The 16,025-nt window shown below is 33.5% G+C and carries 17 protein-coding genes and 4 tRNA genes; 19 read left to right on the plus strand and 2 right to left on the minus strand.

Annotation, left to right across the window (positions count from 1 at the left end; all coding sequences use genetic code 11):
- The first annotated feature begins 8 nt into the window (after positions 1–8).
- Positions 9–917: a ComEA family DNA-binding protein gene (locus BLT46_RS01615; protein WP_090405173.1), complete on the plus strand. Its 909-nt coding sequence runs from the start codon at positions 9–11 to the stop codon at positions 915–917.
- Between the two features lie 11 nt (positions 918–928).
- On the plus strand, positions 929–2,071 hold the full coding sequence (locus tag BLT46_RS01620; RefSeq protein ID WP_090405176.1) for an acyl-CoA dehydrogenase: 1,143 nt from the start codon (positions 929–931) through the stop codon (positions 2,069–2,071).
- A 31-nt stretch (positions 2,072–2,102) separates the two neighbouring features.
- Here the strand turns inward: BLT46_RS01620 and BLT46_RS01625 are convergent, their stop codons facing one another.
- A complete protein-coding gene (locus BLT46_RS01625; RefSeq protein ID WP_090405180.1) occupies positions 2,103–3,284 on the minus strand; it encodes a dicarboxylate/amino acid:cation symporter in 1,182 nt (393 codons plus the stop codon).
- Between the two features lie 38 nt (positions 3,285–3,322).
- Positions 3,323–4,489 carry a dicarboxylate/amino acid:cation symporter gene (locus BLT46_RS01630; RefSeq protein ID WP_090405183.1) on the minus strand — a complete coding sequence of 389 codons (1,167 nt, stop codon included), beginning with the start codon at positions 4,487–4,489 and terminating at the stop codon, positions 3,323–3,325.
- Between the two features lie 793 nt (positions 4,490–5,282).
- Here BLT46_RS01630 and BLT46_RS01635 point away from each other — a divergent pair.
- From BLT46_RS01635 to rplJ, 17 genes are all read left to right on the plus strand, one after another.
- Positions 5,283–7,418, plus strand: coding sequence for a TonB-dependent receptor (locus BLT46_RS01635; protein WP_090405187.1), 2,136 nt, complete (start codon positions 5,283–5,285; stop codon positions 7,416–7,418).
- A gap of 99 nt (positions 7,419–7,517) precedes the next feature.
- Positions 7,518–8,138: a hypothetical protein gene (locus BLT46_RS01640; protein WP_090405190.1), complete on the plus strand. Its 621-nt coding sequence runs from the start codon at positions 7,518–7,520 to the stop codon at positions 8,136–8,138.
- Between the two features lie 625 nt (positions 8,139–8,763).
- Positions 8,764–9,405, plus strand: a complete 642-nt coding sequence (locus tag BLT46_RS13140) for a sensor histidine kinase (RefSeq protein WP_176770709.1) — start codon at positions 8,764–8,766, stop codon at positions 9,403–9,405.
- Between the two features lie 2 nt (positions 9,406–9,407).
- Positions 9,408–10,151, plus strand: a complete 744-nt coding sequence (locus BLT46_RS01650; protein WP_090405196.1) for a LytR/AlgR family response regulator transcription factor — start codon at positions 9,408–9,410, stop codon at positions 10,149–10,151.
- Between the two features lie 77 nt (positions 10,152–10,228).
- On the plus strand, positions 10,229–10,423 hold the full coding sequence (gene rpsU / locus BLT46_RS01655; protein WP_090405199.1) for a 30S ribosomal protein S21: 195 nt from the start codon (positions 10,229–10,231) through the stop codon (positions 10,421–10,423).
- A gap of 65 nt (positions 10,424–10,488) precedes the next feature.
- Complete coding sequence (locus BLT46_RS01660) at positions 10,489–11,385, plus strand: tyrosine-type recombinase/integrase (protein WP_090405202.1); 897 nt, start codon at positions 10,489–10,491, stop codon at positions 11,383–11,385.
- Positions 11,386–11,409: 24 nt separating this feature from the next.
- Positions 11,410–11,709: a ribosome hibernation-promoting factor, HPF/YfiA family gene (hpf, locus tag BLT46_RS01665; RefSeq protein WP_090405205.1), complete on the plus strand. Its 300-nt coding sequence runs from the start codon at positions 11,410–11,412 to the stop codon at positions 11,707–11,709.
- Between the two features lie 95 nt (positions 11,710–11,804).
- Positions 11,805–11,878: transfer RNA gene (locus BLT46_RS01670), tRNA-Thr, on the plus strand.
- Between the two features lie 33 nt (positions 11,879–11,911).
- A tRNA-Tyr gene (locus tag BLT46_RS01675) sits at positions 11,912–11,992 on the plus strand.
- An 18-nt stretch (positions 11,993–12,010) separates the two neighbouring features.
- A tRNA-Thr gene (locus tag BLT46_RS01680) sits at positions 12,011–12,082 on the plus strand.
- Between the two features lie 58 nt (positions 12,083–12,140).
- The gene (gene tuf / locus BLT46_RS01685) at positions 12,141–13,328 is read left to right on the plus strand and encodes an elongation factor Tu (protein WP_090405208.1); all 1,188 of its coding nucleotides are present in this window, start codon (positions 12,141–12,143) and stop codon (positions 13,326–13,328) included.
- A gap of 63 nt (positions 13,329–13,391) precedes the next feature.
- Positions 13,392–13,462, plus strand: a tRNA-Trp gene (locus BLT46_RS01690).
- 16 nt (positions 13,463–13,478) lie between these two features.
- A complete protein-coding gene (secE, locus tag BLT46_RS01695; protein ID WP_090405211.1) occupies positions 13,479–13,676 on the plus strand; it encodes a preprotein translocase subunit SecE in 198 nt (65 codons plus the stop codon).
- A gap of 18 nt (positions 13,677–13,694) precedes the next feature.
- A complete protein-coding gene (gene nusG, locus BLT46_RS01700; RefSeq protein WP_090405214.1) occupies positions 13,695–14,249 on the plus strand; it encodes a transcription termination/antitermination protein NusG in 555 nt (184 codons plus the stop codon).
- Positions 14,250–14,304: 55 nt separating this feature from the next.
- Positions 14,305–14,742, plus strand: coding sequence for a 50S ribosomal protein L11 (gene rplK / locus BLT46_RS01705; protein ID WP_090405216.1), 438 nt, complete (start codon positions 14,305–14,307; stop codon positions 14,740–14,742).
- Between the two features lie 18 nt (positions 14,743–14,760).
- Positions 14,761–15,450 carry a 50S ribosomal protein L1 gene (gene rplA / locus BLT46_RS01710; protein WP_090405218.1) on the plus strand — a complete coding sequence of 230 codons (690 nt, stop codon included), beginning with the start codon at positions 14,761–14,763 and terminating at the stop codon, positions 15,448–15,450.
- A gap of 23 nt (positions 15,451–15,473) precedes the next feature.
- Positions 15,474–15,962 (plus strand): 50S ribosomal protein L10, encoded by a 489-nt coding sequence (gene rplJ, locus BLT46_RS01715; RefSeq protein ID WP_090405220.1) that lies wholly within the window; start codon positions 15,474–15,476, stop codon positions 15,960–15,962.
- The last annotated feature ends 63 nt before the right edge of the window (positions 15,963–16,025 follow it).

Consider the following 16,025-nt stretch of genomic DNA (forward strand, 5'->3'; position numbering starts at 1 on the left):
AGAAACCTATGTTATCTTCTGTCAAACAAAAGTTTTACTATTATTCTAAATCTCAAAAAAGAGGACTAATAATATTAATCGTTTTATTGGTTATTATTCAAAGTAGTTTATTTGTTTTATTCGTGTCGATTAACAAGAATAAAGTCAATAAACAAGAGACTACCTTTATTTCCTCATCTTATCTATCTAAAGTTCTATTGATAGATAGTTTATATCAATCACAACACCTTAAAAAAGATACTATATACCCTTTTAATCCTAATTTTATTAGTGACTATAAGGGTTTTTTATTTGATATGAGTAAAGAAGAGATAGATAGACTGCATCAATTTAGGGATAAAAATTTGTATGTGAATTCAGCAAAGGAATTTCAAAATGTAACCAATGTTTCAGATGAGTGGTTAGAAAAATATAGTTCTTATTTTAAATTTCCTAAATGGGTTAATCAACAGAAAGGGGAATTAAAGCATGAAAAGAAAGGGGTGACTAAAAAGGATAGAGAAGAGATTATTGAGCCAATTTGTATTAATTCTGCAACCAATGATGATTTACAAAAAGTAAGAGGAATTGGTCCTGCCTATGCAGATAGGATATTAAAAGAGAGAGCAAGCTTAGGAGGATTTGTGTCAATTGAACAGTTAAAATTTGTAAAAGGTATACCAGAGGAGACTGTGGTAGAATTATCAAAATATTTCACATTAAAGACCTATCCGGCATACACTTTATTGAATATAAATGAAGCTACAATTAATCAAATCAAAGAATTACCTTATATGAATTACTTTATAGCAAGGGAAGTTGTAAAGTATAGGAGTATGAATGGAGATTTTGTTAATAAACAGGATTTAGTGAAAATTGAGAAATTCCCTATTGACAAAGTAGATATAATTAGTTTATATTTGAAATTCACGAATTAAAACTATCAACTATGAATTTTGAATACAACGAAACTCAAGCAATGATTGCGCAATCAATCAGAGATTTTGCAGAACAACATATTCGTCCAAATATTATGGAATGGGACGAAGCACAAATATTCCCAGTAGACTTGTTCAAGAAATTAGGGGAAATGGGATTTATGGGTGTACTTGTACCAGAAGAATATGGAGGGTCTGGACTTGGGTATCATGAATATATTACGGTAGTTGAAGAAATTTCAAAAGTAGATTCATCAATCGGATTATCTGTAGCGGCGCATAATTCATTATGTACAAATCACATTTTAACTTTTGCTAACGAAGAACAAAAGAAAAGATGGATTCCAAAGTTAGCAACAGGAGAATGGATTGGTGCTTGGGGATTGACAGAGCACAATACGGGTTCTGATGCAGGAGGTATGAGTACAACTGCAGTAAAAGATGGAGATCATTGGGTATTAAATGGAGCAAAAAACTTCATTACACACGCAATTTCTGGTAACGTAGCTGTAGTAATTGTACGTACAGGAGAAAAAGGAGATTCACACGGTATGACAGCATTTGTTGTTGAGAAAGGAACTCCAGGTTTTTCAAGCGGTAAAAAAGAGAACAAATTAGGTATGCGTGCTTCAGAAACAGCAGAGCTTATCTTTGATAATTGTCGCGTACCAGATGCTAACCGTTTAGGTGAAGTAGGAGAAGGGTTTATCCAAGCAATGAAAGTATTGGATGGTGGACGTATCTCTATTGGTGCTTTATCTTTAGGTATTGCTAAAGGAGCTTATGAAGCTGCTTTAAAATACTCAAAAGAAAGAGTTCAATTTGGTAAACCTATTAGCTCATTCCAAGCGATTGGATTCAAATTAGCTGATATGGCTACAGAGATTGAAGCTTCTGAGTTATTATTACACAAAGCTGCATTCTTAAAGAATAACAACAAGCCTGTTACTAAATTAGGAGCAATGGCTAAGATGTATGCATCTGAAGTATGTGTGAAAGTTTCTAACGAAGCAGTACAAATTCACGGAGGATACGGTTATACAAAAGACTTCCCAGTTGAGAAGTTCTACCGTGATTCTAAATTATGTACTATTGGTGAGGGAACTACAGAGATTCAAAAATTAGTAATCTCTCGTAATATCTTAAAAGACTAAGTTTATTTTAAACAGCATAAAAAAAGGGAAGCTAATTAGCTTCCCTTTTTTTATGCTGTTTATCGTGAAATGTTGTTACCATTAAACTAAGTGCTCCATCTCCTACAATGTTGCAAGCAGTACCAAAACTATCTTGTAGTGCAAAAATGGTCAGTGTTAAGGCTATTCCTGCATCGTCAAATCCTAATAATTGAGTAATTAACCCGAGAGAAGCCGTTAACGCACCTCCTGGTACTCCAGGTGCCCCTAAAGCAAATATTCCTAATAATACTATAAATAGAATTAGTGTAGTTACATCTGGTAGATGGCCGTATAAAACTAAGGAAACTGTCATTACAAAGAATGTTTCTGTTATCATAGCTCCACATAAGTGAATGTTAGAAAAGAAAGGTATTGTAAAGTTAGATACCTCAGGTTTCAATATTTTACTTTTGTGAGCAGATTGTAATGCAACCCCTAAACTGGCCGCAGATGACATTGTTCCTAATGCTGTTAAGTAAGTAGGGCCATAATGCTTTAATACTTCCCAAGGATTTTTACGCGCATATAAGCCTGCTATAGTATATAAGATCCCAATCCAAACAACGTGAGCAACAATAACAATAGCAATTACTTTGATAAAAACAGGTAACTGTGATTGTATTGAGCCTCTATAGCTAAGTAATGCAAAGTTACAGGCGATGTATAGGGGGAGAAGTGGAACAAGAACTCTATTTACAAGTAAAAGAACGATTTCTCTAAAGTGATCAAAGGCTTTTTCTAATTCTTTAGACTGTATCCATAAAATTCCTAAACCAAGCATCAAGGCTAATACCAAAGAAGTCATTACATCGAATATAGGAGGAATGTCTAATTTGAAAAGCATAGCAGGTAATTCATTTAATGTAGAAGTAGATTTAGGAACATCTATCCATGGAAGTATATTATATCCTAAAGAAGCACTAAATAATCCGGCTCCTACGCTTGAAGCGTAAGCAATGATTAATGAAAATCCGATAATGATCGAAGAGTTTTGATCTAATTTAGCAATAGAGGAAACAATAAAACCTAAAATGATTAAGGGGACTAAGAATAAGATTAGCTGGCCTAATATATGTTTTGCTGAAAGAATTATTTGCAGTAATCCATCCGTTAGATAAGGACCTACAATAAGTCCTAATACAACGCCAGTTAATAATCTGAATATGGTATTGTTTAAAAGTTTTTTAATCATTTTATGTCTATTGTAAACCACATAGTAATTTATAGAGACTATGCTGTTTGTTTATTATCACTATATTTTGTTACCATTAAACTAAGTGCCCCATCACCTGCGATATTACAAGCGGTACCAAAGCTATCTTGTAATGCAAAAATAGTCAATGTTAAAGCAATCCCTGCATCATCAAAACCTAAAACAGAAGCGATGATTCCTAATGAAGCCATTACTGTTCCTCCCGGTACACCAGGAGCTCCAATTGCAAATATTCCAAGAAGTACAATAAATAAAATCATTGTACCAATATCAGGTACTGAGCCATATAATACTTGAGATACTGTCATTACAAAGAAAACCTCAGTAAGAACAGAACCACATAAGTGAATATTTGAAAAGAATGGAATAGTAAAGTTAGTGATTTCTGGTTTTAGAACTTTGCTTTTATGGGCAGATTGTAAAGCCATACCTAAAGAAGCCGCAGACGACATTGTTCCTACTGCTGTTAAATAAGCAGGTGGATAATGTTTGATAACTTCCCATGGATTTTGTTTAGAATAGATTCCTGCGATAGTGTATAGAAATGCTAACCACACAAAATGCGCTATAATTACAATAATAATTACTGTTAAAAATACAGGAAGCTGTGATTGAATAGAACCTTCATAACTTAATAGGGCAAAGTTTGCCATAATATAAAAAGGTAAAATAGGAACAAGTACTCTATTTACCAATAGGAGTACAATATCTTTAAAATGATCGAAAGCTTTTTCTAACGGTTTTGATTGAGTCCATAAAATTCCAATACCAATCATAAGTGCTAATGTTAGAGAAGTCATAACTCCAAAAACAGGAGGGATGTCTAATTTGAAAAGCATAGCAGGTAATTCTTTTAAGCTATTCGCTTTATTAGCTATTTCTAAATGAGGGATAATGTTGAATCCTAAAGCCGAGCTAAAGAATCCGGCACCTATGCTCGATAGATAAGCAATAACGATGGAGAATCCAATTACCTTAGTCGAATTAGTATTAAGTTTTGTAATTGATGAAACGACAAAACCTAAGATGATTAATGGTACTAAGAATAAGATAATTTGCCCCAGTACATGACGACCAGATAAGAATACTTGTAATAAACCATCTGTTAAGTAAGGACCAATGATTAAGCCGACTATTACTCCTAAAAGTAATCTTACAATAGTATTGTTAAGTAGTTTTTTCATTCGAATTTTAATGTGTTTTATATTAATGGGGAGTTTCTAATTAAGTGCAAAAATAAGTATTGTAATTTTTTTATAGGTAGTAGATAATGAAAATACCATATATATGGTAGAAAGTACGATTTTGTTAATCAATAGTGGGTGATCATAATTTACTGTGATTGAGAGTTATGGTTTGTGATAGGGAAAGAATAAGGTTATTTATAAACAAAAGTATTTTTTATTTGAATGTGCATCCTTGGAGTTTTATTGTTTTGATGAGGTGAATTTGTTTCAAAAGTTAGTGTCATAATACTATTCTTCTTTTGGGTGTTCCCATAGTGCTCCCATAGTGGTCCCATAGTGTAACCATAAAAAGTATGGTGTTTTATGGGTACACTATGGGAGCATTAAGTTTATATTATGGTATCATACAGTATCATATAAGAATGAGATACGTATTGGCTTACTATAGTTATACAGTTATAGTTGATAATCCTATTTTGTACTGTACACTTATTTCAGTAATCCTATTATTGCTGTACAAGTTCTGTTTTCTATTTTTTTGACTTGCGTCATTGCTTTTTTTCATATTTAACTGTTTTAAAAACTTTACAGTTTTTCAGGAGAGGTCAATACAGTTTTTATGAGAAGGTTCCTTTTAGGAGTATTCAAATTATAAATACTCCAATTTTATTTTAAAGTAAATGGTTTTTGGTTTAGGATAGATTGATAACGGTTAAGGCGGTTTTTTAAACAGCTCATGCTTAAAAAATTGATTCCCCTTTAAGAATGGGATTATTTTGAAATAAAAATCATGATAAAACAGTTGGTCTTATTGTTATTGCCATTAGTAATGTCTGCACAAGTAGTAGAAATAAGGGGTATTGTAGTTAATGAAAAAAAAGTACCTATTCACGGGGTTAATGTATTTCTTGAAGGAACTTATGACGGGGCATTGTCTAATCAAAAAGGAGAGTTTGTTTTTCAAACAGAAAAGGAAAGTATAGAAGGCTTGCTTCAATTTAGGCATGCCTTGTATTTAGATAATAGTACGGTGGTAAATCTTTCGGATGATACGAAAGAAATATATGTGCTGTTTTCTAAAAACAATGTATTAGAGAATATACAAATTCAGGTAGGTGGTATAAAAGCCTTAGGGCGTGATAAGGTTACTGCATTTACTTCACTCGATGCTGTTACTACTGCGGGGAGTCCAGGTGATATAATGGCTATTATGAGCACAATGCCAGGTGCTCAAGTGAATAGTGAAGATGGCAGGTTAATGATTCGTGGAGGTAGGGCTGAAGAAACGGGCATTTTTGTCAATGGATTACGAGTAAGGCAGCCTTATACTTTCTCGACAGGCGATTTTCCTGTACGAAGCAAGTATTCTCCTTTTTTATTTAAAGGAATGTCTTTTTCTACTGGAGCATATTCTGCAGAATATGGAAATGCTCTTTCGGGAATTTTAGAATTGAATACGAGTGATGATATTGAAAACAATAGAACGGACTTGTCCTTGTCTTCTGTAGGATTGAGTTTAGCAAAGAGCCATCAGTGGAATAAAAATTCTTTAGCGGTTAGCTTAGGGTATTTAGATTTGCGCCCTTATATGAGTATTATTCCACAGAAGTTTGATATGATTAGGCCATATAAGGGTTTGTCAGGAGAGATAAGCTTTAAAAGGGAATTGAAAAAAGGGATTTATAAGTTATATGCATCTATGGACTTATCGAAGACTCAATTTGCAAAAGAGAATAATTTTAATCAGGACATAGATTCAATTGGTTTTACAGGAAAGAATCTTTACTTGAATAGCCATTATAGTACTAAATTAAATCCATTTCTAAAACTTGAAATAGGAACGGGGTTTGGTTATACAGAACTAAAGAATAACTATAGGGATCTCGTTCATCAAGAAAACGGTTGGGATTTACATCAAAAAGTAAAGTTGTACTATAAGTGGAGTAATAAAATTGGGTTTAATGTTGGAATTGAAGGTTTTTTAGAACAAGCAAGTAATGAAGACTCTAATGTAAATAAAACGCGAGAGTTTAATATTGTCAATAATACTTATGCTGCTTTTTTAGAAAACACCTGGTCGTTTTCATCACGTTTTTCTTTAAGAAGCGGTATTCGTCCTAATTGGAATAATCAAGTAAATGAATTCGTTATAGAACCACGGTTTGCCTTTGCTTATCAAATGACGAATAATGCACAGGTGTCTTTGGCTTATGGACAATTTAATCAAACTAATGATTTGCAGTATTTAAGGTCTATTTCGAAGCCCGACTGGCTTAAGTCTACTCACTATGCTATAAACTATACTTACAACAAAAATAAACAAACGTTTCGTGCTGAAGTGTTTTATAAAAAGTATGCAAATCTTATGCAGTACCATGGTACAGTTGATGATATCAAAATAGCAAATACTGGAAGTGGTTATGCAAAAGGAATAGATGTTTTTTGGAGAGATGACAAGTCTATTAAAAATGTTACTTATTGGATTAGTTATTCGTTTTTAGATTCAGAACGAAGGGAGTTTTATTGGGATAAACAAATACAGCCAAATTATGTGGCTAAGCACAATGTATCGTTTGTTTTAAAATATTGGATTGATGATTGGAAATCAATGATTGGTGTTACTAATACTTTTAAGAGTGGTAGGAAGTTTTATAACCCTTATGAGTTAGACTATATACAGCATAAAGCAAATGATGTAAATAAGATTAGTTTGAGTTGGTCTTATTTGCTTTCAAGCCAAAAGATATTATTTCTTTCTGTAGAAAATCTGTTTGGACAAGATCCTGTTTACGCATATGAATTTTCATCTCAGTATTCATCTGTTCAGCCTGTGGGGATAACATCTGCTGCAAAGCGATTTCTATTCGTAGGATTCTTCTGGACAATTAGTAGTAATAAAAAAATAAATCAATTGGACAATCTGTAATTGCAATTCAAACATTGATATCAACAGTTGGTGCATCTTCTTTTTTCTTGTAGTGTAGATGTCTATAGTTTTACTGTATTAATTAATAAAAGTAAAAACATGAAAAAAAAGATCACAGTTGTCTTACTGCTTATAGGATTAGTAGTCAACGCACAGGGTAAGTATAGTGCTGCTATGGACAAAGCGTTTGGTGAATGGAAACAAGGGAATACTAAAAAAGCTGTAGCAATGTTTGAACGAATAGCTAATACAGAAAAGGATAATTGGATTCCTTTTTACTACCAAGTATTTATTCAAGTAACGGAAGGTTTTAATATTAAAGATGCTGAGGAGAAAGAAAAAGTAGTAAAACAAAACGCTATGTTGATTGAAACTCAAGTGGCGAAAAAAGAAAGTGCTGAGTGGTTAGTTTTAGCTGCTTTGAACATGACATTGGATATTACAACTGATCCGATGAATAAGGGAATGACTCTATCAAGTAAAGTAAACGCTCTATATGACAAAGCCTTGTTGCTCGAACCGAACAATCCAAGGGCCTTATTTCAGAAAGCAAACTTTAATCTGCAATCTGCTAAATATACAGGCATAGATACTGCTGCTTATTGTGAATTAGTTAATCGTGCTGTAAATAATTTTGACAGCCTAACTTCAGAGAAACCCTTTTATCCAAGTTGGGGAAAAGAACAAGCTATAAAAGTAAAAGAAGCTTGTGGGAAGTAAAGTGTGAATATTATATCAAAAAATAATAATATTTCTTTGAGGTGTATTTGCTAAATTAGAGGAGATGCTCAAGTTGCGAAAACAGCTGTTTTAGGGATCAGTATTGTTAAGGTGCTTATAGTACCATCTACTTAATAATTAGCAATATATTGTTGAATAAAAAAATGAGAAGATTTTGAAAGGAATAAAAGATAAGATTAAAAATAACCAAGGGGTAACCCTTGGAAAGCACTTAATAATTGCTTTTTGTGTAAGTCTGTGTATTAGTGCTTTTCTTGCTTACATTTTTTATAGTCAAAGTAATAAGGCAACTTCATTCAGTCCCTATTTGTTTTCTACAAATACATTGTTAGGGGTGATATTAAGTTTTGCGATTTATATGACAAATTATGGAGTCGTAAGTTTATTTGATAAAGTGTTTTTTCAAAATAAAAAAAAGCAGTTTTGGCAAAGACAAGTTGTTTTTGTCCTTAGTGGGATAACTGTTTCTATTATTTCCTATTATGTTTTTTTGGCGCTTTTATTAAAATTGTTTTACAAAGTTAGTTTTATAGATTTTTTCACCTCAGAGCGATTCACTTTTTTGAATTTTCTATATATTATCTTAATCTCTATATTTGTTTTGTTGACAGTATTGGCATTTATCTTATATGATAGAATTAAGAATTTGGCAATTAGAAAAGAACAAATAGAAGTAGCTCTTAAGCAGGCTGAAATTAATAGTTTGAAAGAACAACTTTCTCCTCATTTTTTGTTTAATAACTTAAATGTACTGATCAGTATTATACAGGAAGACCCGCAGAAGGCAGAACAATTTGCGCGATCTTTTACAAATATTTATCGCTATGTACTTGAGCAAATCGAAAATAGTAAAACTACAGTAGGAGAGGAAATGAGATTTGCTCGTGATTATATGTATTTGATGAATGTTCGTTATGAAAATGCTATAGATTTTGTGGTATCTAAAGAAGTTGAAAATTTCTATAATTATTCAATGCCCGCTTTAGCAATGCAAACTATTTTAGAAAATATTATAAAACATAATGCAATACCACCACAAGACAAATTAAACGTTAGTATTAGTATAGTAGATAACGAGTTTTTAGTAATTAAGAATGATAAGCTGAGCAAGGTTGAGGACACCTATTCAAGTAAATTAGGATTGAGGAATTTAAAATCACGTTATGCTTTAGCGTATCATAAAGAAGTTTTGGTAGAAAATAGTGAGAAATATTTTATGATTAAGTTACCTATTGAAATGTTGTAAATATGAGAATTGTTATCATAGAAGATGAAAAACCAGCAGCAAGATTGTTGGTTAGAATATTGGAGGAGTTGGGATACAAAGTAGAACAAGTACTTTATTCTGTAGTTGATGCGATCCAGTGGTTCTCAAAAAATAGTGAGCCTGATTTGATATTAGCAGATGTACAGTTATCAGATGGGGTGTCATTTGATATTTTTGATGTAGTAGAAATTAAATGCCCTATTGTATTTGTAACAGCTTATGATCAATATGCCTTGAAAGCTTTTAAACTCAATAGTATTGATTATTTATTAAAACCAATTGAAAAGGAAGATTTAAAGAGCGCAATTAATAAACTTCATACAAGAGGGTTGAATACTATTGCAGGATTGTCAGAAATAAAAAATTACTTCCAAAAGGATAACTATATAAAAAGATTTGTAATTAAATTGGGCATGCAAATTAAATTAGTTGCAATTGAAGACGTGGTTTGTGTGTTTCGAGAAGATAGAGGTATTTATATTCATACAAATGAAGGACGTTCATATTTATTAGATGATTCTTCTATTGAGAATGTCGTTGAAACTCTTGATCCGAAGGTGTTTTATCGTGTAAATCGCAAACAGGTAGTTGCTTTAAGTTTTATAAAAGAGATTTTGCAACTATCAACATCAAGACTCAAAATCGTGTTAGAATCATATAAAGATGAAGTGATTGTAAGTAGGGAACGAGTAACTGAATTTAAAGTTTGGCTCACAAATAATTAAAAAAAGTGTTTTTTTTATTGTGCTGTATAAAAAAAGGATTACTTTTGCACCACAAACGAGAGGAGGTGTATGAAAACATGTTGATCATTCCAATTAAAGATGGAGAAAATATTGATAGAGCACTTAAGCGCTACAAAAGAAAATTTGACAGAACTGGGACATTACGTCAGTTAAGATCTCGTCAACACTTCTCAAAACCATCTGTTTTAAAAAGAGACAAAATGCAGAAAGCTGCATACGTTCAACACTTACGTGATTCAGTAGAAATCTAGTAATGTGAACAAATTTATACTAAACCGTTATAATAAAGTACTAACTTTGTTGTAACGGTTTTTTTATGGATAAAAATTTAGAAAGATTTATCGAGTATTTGTATAAAGAGAAAAATTATTCTGCTGAAACAATTAAGGCTTATGAATATGATATAGTTACTTATGTGGATTTTTTAGCATCGAAAGATTTAGATTATTTGACTGTTAAGTATGATGGTGTGCGATTGTGGATAGTAGAATTATCTGAGCAGGGAGTTAGTAATCGTTCGATTAATAGAAAAATGAGCTCGTTGCGTTCTTATTACAAGTTTTTGCAAAAAATAGAAGAAGTAGATGTTAGTCCTTTGCAACTTCATCGTTCGTTGAAAGTAGAGAAGAAACTTCAATTACCTTTTTCTGTAAATGAAATTGATGCAGTGAGAGAGAGGTTAGATGGGTTAGAGGATTTTAACTCGATCAGAGATTTACTAATTGTAGAAATGCTTTATTGTTTAGGTTTACGTAGGGCAGAGTTAGTAGCGTTAAAAATAAGTGATGTGGATTTTTATCAGCATCAAGTTAAAGTTCTTGGAAAAGGAGATAAAGTTCGTGTTATACCTGTTGTTCAGGTAGTTGAAAAAATACTAAAAAAATATATTAGTGTTAGAGGCTTGGTTATGAGTAATATGGATAAAAATGACAATTTGTTGGTTAATGAAAAAGGTAACAAAATCAATGAAATGTTTGTTTATCGGGTTATAAATCGTTACTTTAGTAATGTAACAACGAAGGAGAAGAAAAGTCCACACGTGTTGCGACATTCATTTGCAACACATTTATTAGAGAATGGAGCAGATATTAATTCAATAAAAGAGTTGATGGGGCACGAGAGCTTGGGAACAACGCAAGGTTATGCGCAAATAAACTTGAAAGAGTTGAAAAAAGTTTACCAAGGGGCTCATCCTCGAATGAAGAAAAAGTAAAATTAACCATTTAATTAGTTATTTATGAAAGTTAACATTCAAGCCATTAATTTTAATGTAGATCGAAAATTAGTAGATTTTGTAAATGAGCGTTTATCTAAACTTGAAAAGTTTTATGATAAGGTAATTTCAGTAGATGTTTTTTTGAAATTGGAAAATACCAATGAGAAAGAAAACAAAGTAGCAGAGATGAAATTACTGGTACCAGGAGATGAAATGGTTGTTAAGAAAACTTGCAAGAGTTTTGAAGAGAGTGTGGATGCAGGAACCGATGCCTTAGAGCGTTTAGTTGTGAAATTCAAGGAGAAAACGAAATCACATTAATGTAAAAAAATAAGTAAATTGTTTTTTTTAATCAATAAAATATATACATTTGCAGTCCGTTAGAAATAGCGGACTTTTTCTGTTGAGAAGAAAAAGCCGGTGTAGCTCAGCTGGCTAGAGCAGCTGATTTGTAATCAGCAGGTCGTGGGTTCGAGTCCCTCCACTGGCTCAAAAGAAAAAAAACATCAAACAATATGTTTGAGGGGAGATACTCAAGCGGCCAACGAGGACGGACTGTAAATCCGTTGGGTAACCTTCGCAGGTTCGAATCCTGCTCTCCCCACAGAAATAAGAGGCATTAGCCGGTGTAGCTCAGGGGTAGAGTGCTTCCTTGGTAAGGAAGAGGTCACGGGTTCAAATCCCGTCATTGGCTCAGGTTTTTTTATTATATTTGAACACTAATTATATAACTAAGATTAAATTATTAAATCATGGCAAAGGAAACTTTTGACCGTTCGAAACCGCACTTAAACATCGGTACTATCGGACACGTGGATCACGGTAAAACTACTACTACTGCTGCTATTACTAAAGTTTTAGCTGAAGCAGGATTTTCAGAAGCTCGTTCGTTTGATTCAATTGATAACGCACCAGAAGAAAAAGAGCGTGGTATTACAATTAATACTTCTCACGTTGAATACCAAACAGCTAATCGTCACTACGCGCACGTAGATTGTCCAGGTCACGCGGATTACGTTAAGAACATGGTAACTGGAGCAGCGCAAATGGATGGAGCAATTTTAGTAGTTGCTGCAACTGATGGTCCAATGCCACAAACTCGTGAGCACATCTTATTAGGACGCCAAGTTGGTATTCCAAGAATTGTTGTATTCATGAACAAAGTTGACTTAGTAGATGATGCTGAGTTATTAGAGCTTGTTGAAATGGAAATTAGAGATTTATTATCTTTCTACCAATACGACGGTGATAATGGACCAGTAGTTAAAGGATCTGCTTTAGGAGCTTTAAACGGAGAGCAAAAATGGGTTGATGCATTATTAGAATTAATGGAAGAAGTTGACAAATGGATCGAAGAGCCAGTACGTGACAACGAAAAACCATTCTTAATGCCAGTAGAAGACGTATTTACAATTACAGGACGTGGAACTGTTGCTACAGGACGTATCGAAACTGGAGTTGCTAATACAGGAGATGCTGTTGAAATCATCGGTATGGGAGCTGACAAATTAACTTCTACTATTACAGGAGTTGAGATGTTCCGTAAAATCTTAGACCGTGGTGAAGCTGGAGATAACGTAGGTTTATTATTGAGAGGTATTGACAAAACTGATATCCGTCGTGGTATGGTTATTTGTAAGCCAGGTTCAGTTAAACCACACGCTAAATTCAAAGCTGAGGTTTATATCTTGAAAAAAGAAGAAGGTGGACGTCACACTCCATTCCACAATAACTACCGTCCTCAATTCTACGTTCGTACAACTGACGTAACTGGAACAATCCAATTACCAGAAGGAACTGAGATGGTTATGCCTGGAGATAACTTAACTATCACTGTTGAGTTATTAAGCCCAATCGCATTATCAGTAGGTTTACGTTTTGCTATCCGTGAAGGAGGTAGAACAGTAGGTGCTGGTCAGGTTACTGAAATTATTGACTAATCTTTCTGAGATTAAACATAAATTAGAAAGTCAGTGGTTTAGGCCACTGACTTTTATTAACAAACGGGTGTAGTTCAAGGGTAGAATAGCGGTCTCCAAAACCGTTGATGGGGGTTCGAATCCCTCCACCCGTGCAAAAACAATATAATCATGGCAAAAGTTTTTAATTACATATCAGAGGCTTTTACGGAGTTAAAAAGTAATGTTACTTGGTCTCCGTGGTCAGATGTTCAACGATACACTATAATTGTTGCTGTCTTTGCTATCTTATTTTCCCTTGCAACTTGGGGAGTGGATTCAGGTTTTGGTAAAGTTTTAGGAGTGTTTTATAGTTGGGCGAGAGCATAAGGAAATAAAAAAAATATTATGGCTGATACAAGTGTCAAAAAATGGTATGTGGTTCGTGCAGTAAGTGGACAAGAGAATAAGGTGAAAAATTATATTGAATCTGAAATCTCTCGCTTAGGTTTAGCTGATTACTTATCACAAGTTTTAGTACCAACTGAGAAAGTTGTTACAATTAATAAGGATGGTAAAAAGAAAACTACAGAGCGTGTTTACTTCCCAGGCTATGTAATGATTGAAGCAAGTTTGACAGGTGAGGTTCCTCACGTTATTAAATCAATCAATGGAGTTATCGGTTTCTTAGGTGAAACCAGAGGTGGTGAACCAGTTCCATTGAGAGAATCAGAAGTAAACAGAATGTTAGGTAGGGTTGATGAGTTAGCTGTTAAAGTTGACAAAGGAGCTATTCCTTACACTGTTGGTGAGTCTGTTAAAGTTACAGATGGACCATTTAATGGATTTGATGGTACAATCGAAAACATTAATGAAGAGAAACGCAAGCTTGAAGTAATGGTTAAGATTTTCGGAAGAAAAACACCTTTGGAATTGAGCTTTACGCAAGTAGAAAAATTATAATGTTACATACATACACATCTTGCTTCCAATTGAGATGTGCCAAATTTTTTAAGAAATGGCAAAAGAAATTAGTAAAGTAGTTAAACTACAAGTTAAGGGAGGTGCTGCGAATCCTTCGCCACCGGTTGGACCTGCTTTGGGGGCTGCTGGAGTTAACATCATGGAGTTCTGTAAACAATTCAATGCAAGAACACAAGATAAACCCGGTAAAGTTTTACCAGTACAAATTACTGTGTACAAAGACAAATCATTTGACTTTGTTGTTAAGACGCCACCTGCTGCTGTTCAATTATTAGAGGCTGCGAAAGTGAAAACTGGATCTGGTGAGCCTAATAGAAAAAAAGTAGCAAGCGTTACTTGGGAACAAGTACGTGCTATTGCGGAAGACAAAATGCCTGATTTAAATGCATTTACTGTTGAAGCGGCTATGAGTATGATAGCTGGTACTGCAAGATCTATGGGAATAACAGTAACAGGAAATGCTCCTTTTTAATTGTAAAAGAAAGAAGAAATGGCAAAATTAACGAAAAAGCAAAAAGAAGCTGCTGCAAAAATTGAAAAGAATACTTTATATTCTTTGAAAAGTGCATCTGTATTATTAAAAGAAGTTGCTTCTGCAAAATTTGACGAATCTGTAGATATCGCTGTACGTTTAGGTGTAGACCCTCGTAAAGCAAATCAAATGGTGCGTGGTGTAGTTACTTTACCTCACGGTACAGGTAAAGATGTTAGAGTGTTAGCATTAGTTACTCCTGATAAAGAAGCTGAAGCTAAAGCTGCTGGTGCTGACTATGTTGGACTAGATGAATACCTTCAAAAAATTAAAGACGGTTGGACAGATGTTGATGTTATCATCACTATGCCTGCTGTTATGGGGAAATTAGGTCCTTTAGGTCGTATTTTAGGACCAAGAGGTTTAATGCCAAACCCTAAGACAGGTACAGTTACTATGGACGTAGCGAAAGCTGTTCAAGAAGTAAAAGCTGGTAAAATCGATTTTAAAGTTGATAAAACTGGAATTGTTCACGCTTCTGTTGGTAAAGTGTCATTTGATGCTGATAAAATTACTGAGAACGCGGCTGAACTTATTCAAACATTAATCAAATTAAAACCAACTGCAGCTAAGGGTACTTATATCAAGTCTATTCATATATCTAGTACTATGAGCCCTGCTATTGCTTTAGATCCTAAAGCAGTATAATTGGTAAATAAAAAATTTCACGTATGACTAGAGAACAAAAAGCAGTAGCGATTGAAGAGTTAAAAGCTAAATTAGCTGAATCAAACATCTTCTATATCACTGATATATCAGGACTTAATGCGGAAGTTACTTCAAACTTTAGAAAAGCTTGTAACAAAGCTGGAATTAAATTAGAAGTAGTTAAAAACACTTTGCTTGCAAAAGCAATGGAGTCTTCTGACAGAGGTTATGAGGAGTTACCTTCTATCTTAAAAGGAAATAGTGCTATTATGTTTGCTGATGTTGCTAACGCACCAGCTAAAGTTATTAAAGAGTTCAGAAAGAAAGCTGAGAAACCGGCTATCAAAGGTGCTTACATCATGGAAGAAGTGTATGTAGGTGAGAACTTATTAGAAACATTAGTAGCTATTAAATCTAAAGAAGAAGTTATTGGAGAAATCATTGGATTACTTCAATCTCCAGCTCAAAGAGTTATTTCAGCTCTTAAAAACCAATTTAAAGACGAAGAATAGTCCTTGTACTAGACTAAGTTTTTAAATGTTCAAGATGAACGCACATTAATAAATTATATTTTT

Origin of the sequence: Myroides phaeus, assembly GCF_900099675.1 — a bacterium.
GTDB classification, from domain to species: Bacteria; Bacteroidota; Bacteroidia; order Flavobacteriales; family Flavobacteriaceae; genus Flavobacterium; species Flavobacterium phaeum.